Origin of the sequence: Microvirga terrae (assembly GCF_013307435.2) — a bacterium.
GTDB classification, from domain to species: domain Bacteria; phylum Pseudomonadota; class Alphaproteobacteria; order Rhizobiales; family Beijerinckiaceae; genus Microvirga; species Microvirga terrae.
In genome coordinates, this window is sequence record NZ_CP102845.1 from 1,088,179 (window position 1) to 1,100,980 (window position 12,802).

General features: G+C 66.1%; 13 protein-coding genes. 5 read left to right on the forward strand and 8 right to left on the reverse strand.

All coding sequences use genetic code 11. The features are described from left to right. Positions 1 to 3: 3 nt before the first annotated feature. The 4 genes from HPT29_RS05060 to hrcA all read right to left on the reverse strand — a co-directional run bounded on the left by HPT29_RS05060 (position 4) and on the right by hrcA (position 5,213). Positions 4 to 1,239 (reverse strand): MFS transporter, encoded by a 1,236-nt coding sequence (locus HPT29_RS05060; RefSeq protein ID WP_173947682.1) that lies wholly within the window; start codon positions 1,237 to 1,239, stop codon positions 4 to 6. Positions 1,240 to 1,515: 276 nt separating this feature from the next. Further along, on the reverse strand, positions 1,516 to 3,321 hold the full coding sequence (gene lepA / locus HPT29_RS05065) for a translation elongation factor 4 (RefSeq protein ID WP_173947683.1): 1,806 nt from the start codon (positions 3,319 to 3,321) through the stop codon (positions 1,516 to 1,518). 282 nt (positions 3,322 to 3,603) lie between these two features. Then, positions 3,604 to 4,011, reverse strand: a complete 408-nt coding sequence (locus HPT29_RS05070) for a hypothetical protein (protein ID WP_173947684.1) — start codon at positions 4,009 to 4,011, stop codon at positions 3,604 to 3,606. A 110-nt stretch (positions 4,012 to 4,121) separates the two neighbouring features. Continuing rightward, a complete protein-coding gene (gene hrcA / locus HPT29_RS05075) occupies positions 4,122 to 5,213 on the reverse strand; it encodes a heat-inducible transcriptional repressor HrcA (protein WP_173947685.1) in 1,092 nt (363 codons plus the stop codon). Between the two features lie 149 nt (positions 5,214 to 5,362). Between hrcA and rph the strand changes: the two genes are divergently transcribed. Together rph and HPT29_RS05085 are read left to right on the forward strand one after the other, a co-directional pair. Further along, positions 5,363 to 6,076: a ribonuclease PH gene (gene rph / locus HPT29_RS05080; protein WP_173947686.1), complete on the forward strand. Its 714-nt coding sequence runs from the start codon at positions 5,363 to 5,365 to the stop codon at positions 6,074 to 6,076. Beyond that, positions 6,073 to 6,714, forward strand: a complete 642-nt coding sequence (locus HPT29_RS05085) for a non-canonical purine NTP pyrophosphatase (RefSeq protein WP_173947687.1) — start codon at positions 6,073 to 6,075, stop codon at positions 6,712 to 6,714. Before rph ends, HPT29_RS05085 begins: the two co-directional genes overlap by 4 nt. A 160-nt stretch (positions 6,715 to 6,874) precedes the next feature. Here HPT29_RS05085 and HPT29_RS05090 read toward each other — a convergent pair whose 3' ends face one another. Both HPT29_RS05090 and HPT29_RS05095 read right to left on the reverse strand, forming a co-directional pair. Then, complete coding sequence (locus tag HPT29_RS05090; RefSeq protein WP_173947688.1) at positions 6,875 to 7,351, reverse strand: DUF2852 domain-containing protein; 477 nt, start codon at positions 7,349 to 7,351, stop codon at positions 6,875 to 6,877. A 75-nt stretch (positions 7,352 to 7,426) separates the two neighbouring features. Continuing rightward, complete coding sequence (locus tag HPT29_RS05095) at positions 7,427 to 8,098, reverse strand: TetR/AcrR family transcriptional regulator (protein WP_173947689.1); 672 nt, start codon at positions 8,096 to 8,098, stop codon at positions 7,427 to 7,429. Between the two features lie 239 nt (positions 8,099 to 8,337). Between HPT29_RS05095 and hemW the strand changes: the two genes are divergently transcribed. After that, positions 8,338 to 9,498, forward strand: coding sequence for a radical SAM family heme chaperone HemW (gene hemW / locus HPT29_RS05100; protein WP_173947690.1), 1,161 nt, complete (start codon positions 8,338 to 8,340; stop codon positions 9,496 to 9,498). A gap of 102 nt (positions 9,499 to 9,600) precedes the next feature. On the opposite strand, the gene gshB is transcribed toward hemW, so the two are convergent. Then, positions 9,601 to 10,545 carry a glutathione synthase gene (gshB, locus tag HPT29_RS05105; protein ID WP_173947691.1) on the reverse strand — a complete coding sequence of 315 codons (945 nt, stop codon included), beginning with the start codon at positions 10,543 to 10,545 and terminating at the stop codon, positions 9,601 to 9,603. A gap of 163 nt (positions 10,546 to 10,708) precedes the next feature. Between gshB and HPT29_RS05110 the strand changes: the two genes are divergently transcribed. Continuing rightward, the gene (locus tag HPT29_RS05110; protein ID WP_173947692.1) at positions 10,709 to 11,590 is read left to right on the forward strand and encodes a lipid kinase; all 882 of its coding nucleotides are present in this window, start codon (positions 10,709 to 10,711) and stop codon (positions 11,588 to 11,590) included. Here the strand turns inward: HPT29_RS05110 and HPT29_RS05115 are convergent. After that, positions 11,587 to 11,793, reverse strand: coding sequence for a DUF1127 domain-containing protein (locus HPT29_RS05115; protein WP_173947693.1), 207 nt, complete (start codon positions 11,791 to 11,793; stop codon positions 11,587 to 11,589). The two genes, HPT29_RS05110 and HPT29_RS05115, sit on opposite strands and share 4 nt — an antisense overlap. 104 nt (positions 11,794 to 11,897) lie before the next feature. On the opposite strand from HPT29_RS05115, the gene HPT29_RS05120 reads away from it, so the two are divergent. Continuing rightward, positions 11,898 to 12,770: a LysR family transcriptional regulator gene (locus HPT29_RS05120; RefSeq protein ID WP_173947694.1), complete on the forward strand. Its 873-nt coding sequence runs from the start codon at positions 11,898 to 11,900 to the stop codon at positions 12,768 to 12,770. Positions 12,771 to 12,802: the final 32 nt, after the last annotated feature.

The following is a 12,802-nucleotide window of genomic DNA, read 5'->3' on the forward strand; positions in this document are numbered from 1 at the left end:
CGTTCAGGAGGCTTCCAGCTGCGTGCCGACCGGGATGGAGGGTTCGGGAACGAAGGTCTCCTTTTTCTCCGATGGAGGCGCGGCGCGCTGCAGGCTGCGATAGGCGCCCCAGATCGCCATGAGCGCCTGGGCGATGATCACGACGTAGAGAAGGCCCAACCGTCCGAACTCCGTCATCGCCATGCCGGCGATGATCGGGCCGACCGTGGCACCCACGCCCTGCAGGATCAGAAGCCCGCCCGCCGCCGCGACGAACTCGCCGGGCTTCACCATGTCGTTCACGTGGGCGGTGACGATGCTGTAGGTCGGGATCACGCTGCCGCCGAAGACGGCCACATAGAGGAAGATCAGCCACACCGGCACCGTGAGCGGCACGAAATGAATGAGCGCGAGCAGGATCGCGGCCGCCATCGCTGAGGCCCCGATGATCACGTGGCGCCGGTCCATGCGGTCCGAAAGCCAGCCCAGCGGATAGGTGGTGGCGAACCCGCCGAGCGTGCCGCAGGCCATGAAGATCGCGATTTCTGTGGTGTCCAGTCCGCGCTCCTGCGCCCAGATGGGTCCGAGCGCGAAGAACGAGCTCGTGGTGACGCCACAGAGAACGGCCGCCACCACGCCGAAGGGTGATTGGCGGTAGAGCTGCATCAGGTTGATCTTCGTGTCGCTGACCGCATGAGCGGGCGCGGTGGCGCGCGACAGGGCGGTCGGGACCAGAGCGAGGCAGATGAGAATGGCGACGAAGCAGAACAGGCGGTAGCCGTATGGATCGCCCGCCGGCAGAAGCATCTGCCCACCAATGCCAGCGATCAGTCCGGTCATGCCGTAGACGCTGAGAACCTGTCCACGGGTTTGGGCGGTCACGGAAGCGTTGAGCCAGCTTTCGACCACGATGAAGAGGCCGGCGAAGCAGAAGCCGGTCAGAGCCCGCGCGGCGATCCAGACGGCCGGGCTGATCACCAGGAGGTGGAACAGCGCGGTCGACGCGGCAACCGCCGCCAGCGCCGCGAAGGTGCGGGTATGGCCCACCTGCTGGATCACGCGCCCGGCGTAAAGCGAGCCTATCACGATCCCGCCCCAGAAGGCGGCGCCCACGGCGCCGATCTCCGTCGGCGTGAACTGCTCGATACTCCCACGCACGCTGAGCAGCGTGCCCTGGAGGGTATTGCCGACCTGCATGAGAGCGTAGCCGAGAAGAAGGGCGAAAAGCGTCGGCAGCGTGGCCCGCAGGGACGAAGACATGGGTTCTCCTTTGAACGAGATCCTGTGGCTCGGATGTGCGGCATGCGGAACGATTCGGCCCTGTGCCCCTATGGACGTGCCGAAGCCCGGCGTCGGAAGACCCCGTTCTTCAGCCAGCGATCATATTGGAGAGACCAAAGCCCCGCGCTGAGTTGAACTCTGAGGCGGGGGGCAGGTTCCAGCCTTTGCTGCTGCAGTGCAGCAACAAAATGAAAGGCCCGGCCTGGGTAAAAGCCGGGCCTTGATGTGAGCGGAAGACGCTTCGAGGTTTCTCGATCAGGTGTCCATCTTCAGCGCGGCGATGAAGGCCTCCTGTGGGATGTCGACCTTGCCGAACTGACGCATCCGCTTCTTGCCTTCCTTCTGCTTGTCGAGCAGCTTGCGCTTGCGGGAGGCGTCGCCGCCGTAGCACTTGGCCGTCACGTCCTTGCGCAGGGCCCGGATGGTCTCGCGGGCGATGATCTTGCCGCCGATGGCTGCCTGCACGGGAATCTGGAACATGTGCGGCGGGATAAGCTCCTTGAGCTTCTCGCACATGGCGCGGCCGCGACCCTCGGCCCGGTCGCGATGGACCAGCATGGAGAGCGCATCGACAGGCTCGCCGTTGACGAGCACCGACATCTTCACCAAGTCGCCTTCGCGGTAGTCGGAGATGTGGTAGTCGAAGGAGGCGTAGCCCTTCGAGATCGACTTCAGGCGGTCGTAGAAATCGAACACCACCTCGTTGAGCGGCAGGTCGTAGACCACCATGGCGCGCTTGCCGACATAGTTGAGGTCGATCTGGACGCCGCGCCGCTCCTGGCAGAGCTTGAGGACCGACCCGAGATAATCGTCGGGCGTGAGGATGGTGGCGCGGATCCACGGCTCCTCGATGCTTTCGATTTTCATCACGTCCGGCATGTCGGCCGGGTTGTGCAGCTCGATGGTCGAACCGTCGCGCAGCTTCAGATGATAGACCACGGACGGAGCCGTGGAGATGAGATCGAGGTTGAACTCGCGCTCCAGGCGTTCCTGGATGATCTCGAGATGCAGCAGGCCGAGGAAGCCGCAGCGGAAGCCGAAACCGAGGGCCGCGGAGGTTTCCATCTCGTAGGAAAAGCTGGCGTCGTTGAGGCGCAGCTTGCCCATGGCGGAGCGCAGGTTCTCGAACTCGGCGGCATCGACCGGGAAGAGGCCGCAGAACACCACCGGCTGCACGGGCTTGAAGCCGGGCAGCGCCTCGGCGGTGGGCTTGCGATCGTCGGTGATGGTGTCGCCGACACGGGTGTCGGCCACCTCCTTGATCGAGGCCGTGAAGAATCCAACCTCGCCGGGGCCGAGCTGGGCCAGTTCGGTCATCTTCGGCGAGAACACGCCGACGCGGTCGAGCGCGTAGGAGGCGCCGGTGCCCATCATCTTGATGGTCTGGCCCTTCTTCATCGTGCCGTCGACGATGCGCACGAGCACGACCACGCCGAGATAGGCGTCGTACCAGGAATCGACCAGAAGCGCCTTGAGCGGGGCATCCGGGTCGCCCTTCGGCGGCGGCAGCTTCTGGACGATGGCCTCCAGCACGCCCTCGATGTTGAGGCCGGTCTTGGCCGAGATCGGCACCGCGTCGGACGCGTCGATGCCGATTACCTCCTCGATCTGCTCCTTGATCCGGTCAGGATCGGCGGCGGGCAGGTCGATCTTGTTGAGGACCGGCACGATCTCATGGTTGGCATCGATGGCCTGATAGACGTTGGCGAGGGTCTGGGCCTCCACGCCCTGGGAGGCATCGACCACCAGCAGAGATCCCTCGCAGGCTGCCAGCGACCGCGAGACCTCGTAGGCGAAGTCCACGTGCCCGGGCGTGTCCATGAGGTTCAGGATGTAGGTCCTGCCGTCCTGCGCCTTGTAGTCGAGGCGCACGGTCTGCGCCTTGATCGTGATGCCACGCTCACGCTCGATATCCATGTTGTCGAGCACCTGCTCCGTCATCTCACGGGCGGAGAGCGCCCCCGTGGTCTGGATCAGGCGGTCGGCGAGCGTCGACTTGCCGTGGTCGATATGGGCCACGATGGAGAAGTTGCGGATGTTGTCGAAGGTGCGAGCGGTCATAATTCTGCTGATATAAGAATGTTCAGGCCGCAATAGCAGGGTGGCCCCCCAAAGCCAAGGGAGACCGGTGTCGCGCGCCTCGAACCGAAGGCCGAGGCATCGGGGCGACCGGAAGGGGCTCTACGGGCTCGGCAGGAGACTCAGGTCGGGTCTTTTCGGATGGATCGGGCGAGCGGCGGAGCGCAATGGAGCCGTTGTGCCCTGTCCGGATCGCGCTTCGCTTTCAGCATGGAAGGGGGAGGCGCGGAACAAGGCGTCCGCGCCTGTCGACGGGTGGGACGGTTACCGGGCGCACTCGACGGGAACGCGCTGGTCGGTGCCCTGGACCAGGACGGTCCGGCACGGCACGCCGTTGATAACCCGGATCTCGTGGGGGGCGGCCGTCGGGAAGGCAGAGGCCGGCGTGCCGGAGACCGGGGCCCCGGCGGCCCGCGGGGCGACGAGAACGCTGCCCGTGGTCGTCGGATCCATTCCGATCATGCCGGCCTGGCTGGCGCACTGGACCGGGACGCGCGTGTTGCTCTCGCGGTCGAGAATGGTCCGGCAGGGTACGCCGTTGATCATCTGGACTTCGTGCGGAGCGGCGTTCGGGAAGGGCGAGCCGGGGGTGCCGCTGGTCTGGGCCTGGGCGAGGCCGAGGGTGCCGAGGGCCATGAGGCCGGCGCTGGCGATGATCGCTGCTGTCTTCAAGGAAACCTCCTCCATGGGTAGGAACATTGGCCGCATGTGCGGACAGGAGGGTTAACGCGTCAGACGGGGATGGTTCCCTTGCGGGGGCAGGGGCGGAGCGGCACTCGCGCTTATCGGCCCTGTTCCAGGATGCGGGATATCACCTTGGCGGTGTAATCGACCATCGGGACGATGCGGGCGTAGTTGAGACGGGTGGGGCCGATGACGCCCAGAACCCCGACGATCTTCTGGCCGCCGTCCCGGAAGGGGGCGGCGATCATCGACGAGCCGGAGAGCGAGAAGAGCTTGTTCTCCGAGCCGATGAAGATGCGCACACCCTCGCCGCCTTCGGCCCGGCTCAGGAGGTCGATCACGTCGGTCTGGGTTTCGAGGTCGGAGAAGAGCAGGCGGATGCGCTCCAGATCCTCGGCGGCCTTCAGGTCGTCGAGGAGGTTGGCTTGGCCGCGCACGATCAGCTGGCGGGAATCCGCCGGCCCCGCCGTGGTGGCAAGCCCCGCCTCCACGAGCCTTGCGGTCAGAGCGTCGAGCTCGCGCTCCATCTCCTCGCGGCGGGTCTGGATCTCGCGCTTCACGTCGCCGAGCGTCTTGCCCTGGATGCGGGCATTGAGAAAGTTTCCGGCCTCGACCAGGGCGCCTGCGGGCAGCCCGGCCGGCAGGTCGAGGAGGCGGTTTTCCACCGAGCCGTCCTCGGAGACGAGCACCACCAGGGCGCGGGTCGGGTCGAGCCGTACGAATTCGATGTGCTTGAGGCGTGCGTTGGACTTGGACGTCACCACGACCCCGGCGCCACGCGAGACGCCGGACAGGAGCGCGGAAGCCTCGGCCAGGGCCGTTTCCAGGGTATGGCCCGAGGCGGCCGCCCGCATCTGGGCCTCGATCCGCGAGCGCTCCTCGGAGGTGACGTCGCCGATTTCCATCATGGCGTCGACGAAGAAGCGCAGCCCCGTCTCGGTCGGCAGCCGTCCGGCGCTGGTGTGGGGTGCGAAGATCAGGCCCGCCGACTCCAGATCCGCCATCACGTTGCGGATCGACGCGGGCGACAGCGTCATCGGCAGAATGCGGGAGAGATGGCGCGAGCCCACGGGCTCGCCGGTCACGAGGTAGCTCTCGACGATCTGGCGGAAGATTTCGCGGGAACGGTCGTTCAGCTCCGCGATGGCGCGGGTTTCCGACAGATGGGAAAATGGACCGGTAGGATGCATCCGAAGGGTTCTACGCTCTCACAATTCCACCCAGCAAGTCAGTATTATGTGCGGATCGGACGTCCTTTAAGCAACCCTTGCGCTTGCCTAAACCGTCCTGCGGCTCCAAACAGGCGGGGAATCGCAAGAGCTTTCAGGAGAAACCCGCCATGCGTCCTTCCAAACGCGCCCCCGACGAACTGCGTCCCGTCACCCTGGAGCGGGGCGTGGCGCGCTATGCGGAAGGCTCCTGCCTGGTCTCCTTCGGCAATACCAGGGTGATCTGCACGGCCTCTCTCGAGGAGAAGGGGCCGCCGTGGCTGCGCGGCACCGGCCGGGGCTGGGTGACGGCGGAATATTCCATGCTGCCCCGCGCCACCCACGAGCGCACCCGCCGGGAGGTCAATTCCGGCAAGCCTTCCGGGCGCACCCAGGAGATCCAGCGCCTGATCGGCCGTAGCCTGCGCGCCGTGGTCAACCTGCCGGCCATCGGCGAGAAGCAGATCGTGGTCGATTGCGACGTGATCCAGGCCGACGGCGGCACCCGCACCGCGTCCATCACCGGCGCCTGGGTGGCGCTGCACGAATGCTTCACCTGGATGCAGAACCGCTCGATCATCTCGATCAACCCCCTGCGCGAGCCCGTCGCGGCGATCTCCTGCGGGATCTATCAGGGCCAGCCCGTGCTCGACCTCGACTACGCGGAGGACTCGGCCGCCGAGACCGACGCGAATTTCGTGATCACGGGTTCGGGCGGCATCGTCGAGGTTCAGGGCACCGCCGAGGGCAAGCCCTTCTCGGAGGAGGAGTTCCTGAGCCTCCTGCGGCTTGCCAAGGCCGGCGTGGCGCAGCTGGTCGATCTGCAGAAGAAGACCGTGGCATGAGCATCCATCGTTCCCTGACCGGCAAGGTCGTTATCGCCACCCATAATGCGGGCAAGCTCAGGGAGATGCGGGAGCTGCTCGCTCCCTTCGGCGTCGAGGCCGTGTCGGCCGGCGAACTCGGACTGCCGGTCCCGGACGAAACCGGCCACATGTTCGCCGAGAACGCCGCCATCAAGGCCCATGCGGCGGCGATCGCCACGGGCCTGCCGGCGCTCTCTGACGATTCGGGCCTGTGCGTTCATGCGCTCGACGGCGCGCCTGGCCTGTTCACGGCCGACTGGGCCGGGCCGAAGAAGGACTTCGATGCCGCCATGGAGCGGGTGGAGCGCGAGCTGCTGAAGCGCGAGGCGACGGACCGGAAGGCCCATTTCGTCTCTGCCCTCGTCATCGCTTGGCCGGACGGGCACGAGGAGCTGTTCGAGGGGCGGGTCTTCGGCCAAGTGGTCTGGCCGCCGCGCGGCGACAAGGGTTTCGGCTACGATCCCATGTTCCAGCCGGACGGGTTCACTGAGACATTCGGGGAGATCTCCTCGGAGGAGAAGCACGGCATCGACTGGTCGAAGCCGGAACCGGAGGGCCTGTCCCACCGCGCCCGCGCCTTCGTGAAGCTCGCGGCCGGTTGCCTGCACCGGGTGTGACGCTCTCGATGTCATCACCGAGCTTGTGCCGGTGATCCCGATCCTTTGAAGCGCAGCCTTCTTCCAATCGGGATGGCCGGGACAAGCCCGGCCATGACGTAAACGGTGTTCGAAAAGAAGGAGCGCCCCGAAGGGCGCTCCGCAGACTTGGATCGTCGGGTTAGACGTTCGTGGTGCCGTTGCCCCGGCGCTTGGCCATGTAGGCATCGAACTCCTCGCGGTCCTTGGCCCGCTTCAGCTCCTCGACGAAGTTCCTGAACTCGCGGGCCTCCTCGTCGAGCTTGCGGCGCTCCTGCTCGAGGCGCTCGAGCTCGCTGCGGCGATAATCGTCGAAGGCCGCATTGCCCGTGCTGGCGAAGCCGCCGAAGCCGGCAGGACCGCGTGAGGCGAAGAAGTCATCCTTGGCTCGGCCGAAGGAGTCGCGGAAGAAGGCTCGCGCCTCGTCGTATTTCGGATATCCACACATTTTCCACACCAGATAGGCCAGCGCGAGCGGCCAGACGAAGATGAAGCCCAGAATGATGCCGACGATCTCCAGACCGCGTCCGGGCTTGCGCCCGCAGCGGCGGTGAGCGCCGTTGTTCCAGGGGCCCGCATGCGGGCCCGCGTTCCAGGCGGCGGAGGCAGAGTCAGACATTGGAGGTCCCTATGTTAATGCTAACAACATTAACATGCGGATCGATCTTGGCGCTTTCAAGGGAGGGTGTTCCGATTATTTCGCGGACGCGTCCGACCGGCCCTTTAGGGCGCCATGAACGAGCGCGAGCACGCCGGCCCGCAGCAGCTCGTATTTGTCGGGCAGGCCGGGGCCCTTCGGCAGCTGGCCTGCGGCGTCGAGGGTCGCGATGCCGTGGGACAGAGCCCAGACCTCGATGGCGATGAACCGGACATCGACGCTCTGGAAGCCCTCCGGGAAGGTCTGGGACAGGGCCTGGACCAGGAAATCGAAGGCGTTGCCGACCGGCTTGCCGCCGCTCTGGATGCTTTTGGCCCAGAACGGCCCGCAGGACGCCTCGCCCTCGGCCGGCTTGGCGGAGAACATGGCGGTGTAGAAGCCCGGCTCCTGCTCGGCGAAGGCCAGATAGGCCTCGCCCATGCGGGTGAAGCGCTCCAGGGCCGTGCCCTCGCTCTGCAAGGCCCGCCCGAGGCGCTTCGCCAGCTCGTCGTAGCCGCGGAAGGCGACCTCGGCCACGAGTGCGTCCCGGCCGCGGAAATGACGGTAGAGCGCCGCCGGCGTGACCCCGACCAGCTTGGCCGCGTCCGCCAGGGTGAAGCCTCCGATGCCCCGCTCGGCAATGAAGCGCTGCGCTGCCTCGATCAGCGCCTCCTTCAGGTTGCCGTGATGGTAGCCCTGTCGGTCGAACGGGCCGCGCCAATGCCGCATGCTGGGTTCCTAACTCTCTGCCGTCCGATCTTAGGGCTCCGCGCCAGCGGAGGCCAGAACGGAAGACGATCTGGGAGTGAACAACCTTGTGAGTGGTCGGGTTCAGAAGAGTTTGAGGGAACGGGCTTTCGGTGCGGCAGGGCCGATCCCGGATCCCGGTTGCCCGCCCGGGATGACGACGTCCGAATCGCGACAACGCCACCCGTGACGTCGGGCGGGAGACCTGCCATATACGGCCCATGATCGATCATCCGACGCGCGATGTGGGCTTTGGCGTCTATGTCCATTGGCCCTTCTGCGCCTCCAAGTGCCCCTATTGCGACTTCAACAGCCACGTCCGCCACCAGCCGGTGGACCAGGAGCGGTTTCTGGCCGCCTTCCGGCGCGAGATCGCCCATATGGCCGCGCGGATCCCAGGGCGTACGGTCACGAGCATCTTCTTCGGCGGCGGCACGCCCTCGCTCATGCGTCCTCAGACCGTGGGGGCGATCCTCGACGCCATCGGCGGCGCCTGGGGGATCGACCCGAAGGCCGAGGTGACGCTCGAGGCCAATCCCACCAGCGTCGAGGCGGAGCGGTTCCGCGGCTACCGGACAGCCGGCATCAACCGGGTCTCGCTCGGCGTCCAGGCCCTCAACGACCCCGACCTGAAGCGCCTCGGGCGCATGCATTCGGTCGAGGAGGCCCTCGGCGCGGTCAAGATCGCGGCTTCCATCTTCGAGCGCTATTCCTTCGACCTGATCTACGCCCGTCCGGGCCAGACGCCTCACGAATGGGGTGAGGAACTGGAGCAGGCGATCTCGCATGCGGTCGAGCACCTGTCGCTCTATCAGCTCACCATCGAGCCCGGTACCTGGTTCCAGCGCCTCTACGATGCGGGCAAGATCACGGTGCCGGACGAGGAGACGGGCCGCGCCCTCTACGACATCACGCAGGAAACCTGTGCGAAGCATGGCCTGCCGGCTTACGAGATCTCGAACCATGCCAGGCCCGGGGCGGAATCACGGCACAACCTGCTCTACTGGCGCTACGGCGAATATGCGGGCATCGGCCCGGGCGCCCATGGGCGTCTCGTGACGGGGAACGCGCGGCTCGCCACCGCGACCGAGAAGCATCCCGAGACCTGGCTGGAACTGGTGGAGCGCGAGGGCCACGGCGTCGTCGACGAGGAGGTGCTAACCTCCGAGGCCGAAGGCGACGAGTTCCTGCTCATGGGGTTGCGCCTGAAGGAGGGCGTGGATCCGCGCCGCTTCGAGGCCTTCACGGGCAGGACGATCAACCAGAGGCGTCTGCGGATCCTCGAAGAGGAGGGGCTTGTCCGCCATGACGGCTCGCGCCTCGCCGTGACCCCGAAGGGCTTCCCGGTGCTCAATGCGGTGATCGCGGAACTGGCCGCGTAAGGCAATCCCCGATGTCGACACGGGCTTTGTGCCGGTGACCCCGATTGTTTGCTCGCGGCGCTTCACCGGGCCGGCCTCAGCCAAGGCGGGTGAGCGTGGAGCCTAGCGCCCCAGCTTGCTCTCGATCACGTCCCACACCTTGACCGCGAGATCCGGCCCGCCGAGGCGCTTGATGGCCCGGATGCCCGTGGGGGCCGTCACGTTGATCTCGGTGAGGTTGCCGTCGATCACGTCGATGCCCACAAGGATCAGGCCCATTCGCTTGAGATCGGGCCCGATGGTCTCGCAGATCTCGCGCTCGCGCGGCGTCAGGTCCGTGGGCTTCGCCGCGCCGCCGCGCACCATGTTCGAGCGGATGTCGTTGGCGGCCGGCACCCGGTTGATCGCGCCCGCCGCCTCGCCGTCGATAAGGATGATGCGCTTGTCGCCCTCGGTGATCTTCGGCAGGAAGCGCTGGATCACCCAGGGCTCGCGGAACAGGTTGGCGAACAGGTCGTAGAGCGAGCCGAAATTCGGGTCCTCGCGGCCGACCTTGAACACGCTCGCGCCGCCGTGGCCGTAGAGCGGCTTCATCACCACGTCGCCGTGCTCGCGCCGGAACTCGTCGATCTCCTGCCTGTCGCGGGAGATCAGGGTCGGGGGCATCAGGTGGGGGAAATGCGTGACGAAGATCTTTTCCGGCGCGTTGCGCACATGGGTCGGATCGTTGACCACCAGGGTCTTGGGATGGATGCGCTCGAGAAAATGCGTAGCCGTGATATAGGCCAGGTCGAAGGGCGGATCCTGGCGCATGAGTACCGCGTCGACACCCGACAGATCGATCCGCTCGGGCGTCCCGAGGCTGAAATGGTCGCCTTCGACGTCGCGCGCCTCGATGCTCTCCGCCATGGCGATGACCTTGCCGTCGCGAAGGGACAAGCGGTCGGGAGTGTAGTGCAGGACCCGATGTCCGCGCCGCTGGGCTTCGAGCAGCAGCGCGAAGCCCGTATCGCCCGCGATTTTGATGCTGCGGATGTGATCCATCTGGAACGCAACGGTGAGGGTCATGCGTCAGGTCTCCTTGGGAAGCAGGGTTATTGGCCCTAAAGTTCAGGATGGCAACTCTTCATCGCCGGCGGCGTGAACGAAAAGCCCGGAGGCGGGTTATTCAACGGCCCCGCTTCGAAGGCGCCCCTTGCGGATCCCCTCAAGCTTTTCCATGTAGTCGAGCATGCCACGCCGCGCCCTTCTGATCGTCAATGCCAAGAGCCGCAGCGGCGCCGCCCAGTGCGAGGTCGCCATCGAGCGCCTGAAGGATCATGGCATCGAGCCCGTCCATCTGGAATGCAGCCGCCGGGAAGACCTGTCACCGCTCATCGTCAAATATGCGAAAGACGTGGACTGCGCCGTCGTCGGCGGCGGGGACGGCACCTTGAACGCAGCCGCCTTCGGTGTGATCGAGGCACGGTTGCCGCTGGGAATTCTTCCCCTGGGCACCGCCAACGATCTCGCCCGCACATTGGGCATTCCCTTCGATCTCGACGGGGCCGCCCAGGTCATTGCGGACGGCCTGACGCGCAAGATCGATCTCGGCATCGTCAACGGCGAGCCCTTCTTCAACGTGGCGAGCCTCGGTTTGTCGGCGGAACTGGCGCAGAAGCTGACGCGGGACATCAAGCGCCGCTGGGGCCGCCTCGGCTATGCGCTGGTGGCCCTGAAGGTTCTGGCCCAGGCGAAGCCCTTCCGGGCCACCATCACCAGCGAGAACGAATCCGTTCGCGTGCGAACGCTGCAGATCGCGGTCGGCAACGGGCGCTTCTACGGGGGCGGGAACGCGGTGGAAAAGGATGCCGCCATCGACGACCAGCATCTCGACCTCTACAGCCTCGAACTGGAGCGCGCCTGGAAGCTCGCCCTCATGGCGCGGTCATTCCGCTACGGGCAGCACGGCGCCTGGAACGAGGTTCGGGCGGTCCGGGCTCAGGAGTTCGACATCCGCACGCGCAAGCCGAGGCCGATCAATGCGGATGGCGAGATCGTGACCCGGACGCCCGCCCATTTTTCGATCCGGCCGGCGGCCGTGACCGTGTTCGCTCCGAAATCCGGAGATTAATGCCGGCCGCACCGGACGACATCCTCGATGTTGCCGGGGGTGAGGCCGATATCGTGCATCGCGGCGTCGTCGAGGGCGCTGACCTCGCGCAGGGCGCGCCGGATTTCGATTTCGTGCATCAGGGAAACGAAGAGGCTGCGGATGCGCGACGGCTTGGCGGACGACGGCTGGGAGGTCCGGAAGGTGACCGGGTGGGCTGTCATGGCTGTCTCCTCAAGTTCGATGCGACCAGAATGCGCCCAGCCCTTGCATAATGGAAACGAATGTTCATTATGTTGACGATAACGATCCGTTATTGAGGCCGAGCATGGCGCATAATCTCGACGTCAGCCTTTTGAGGGCCTTCGTGGCCGTGGTGGATGCCGGCGGCATGACGGCCGCCACAGGGGTTCTCAACCTCACCCAGGCTGCCGTGAGCCAGCAGATCAAGCGGCTGGAAGAGACGCTGGGCGAGGACCTCATCGTCCGCGACCGGCGCGGCATCACCCTGACCACAGCCGGCGAACGGCTGTTCGGGCGGGCCAAGCGGATGCTCGCCTTGAACGATGAGATCTGGACCGAGATGACGACGCCGGAATTCGAGGGCGAGGTGCGGCTCGGCATCCCGAGCGACATCATCACCACCTACCTGCCGACCTTCCTGAAGGATTTCGCGCGCCGCTATCCGCGCGTGCAGATCTCGCTCAACAGCGGCTCCAGCGCGTCGCTCCGTGCGAAGCTCTACGACGGCAAGGTCGACGTGGTGCTGGCCACCGAGATGGCCTGCGATCCCGACGGCGAGAATCTCGTCATGGACCGGCTCGTATGGGTCGGAGCCCGGGGCGGCGATGCGGCGCGCCAGCGTCCGCTGCCCGTCTCCATCGGCTGTTCCGACTGCGCGTTCCGTGCCCCGATCCGCGAGGCGCTGCAGAAGGCTGGCATCGAATGGCGCTCGGTCTCCGAGGTGACGAACACCTCGGCCCAGGTGGCGACGGTGGCGGCGGACATCGCCGTGATGGCCTGGATGGCCTCGACCGTGCCGAGCGGCTTCGACGTGCTGGGAGCGGATTCGGGCCTGCCGGCCCTGCCGCCCTTCATGGTCAATCTCTACCTGCCGCGCGACGGCGGCAACCATGTGGTGCAGGAACTGGCGCGGCATATCCGCGAGGCCGTCGAGGACCGGCACCGGATGGCCGCCTAGAGCATCGGACCCAAAAGTGGGTCCACTTTTGG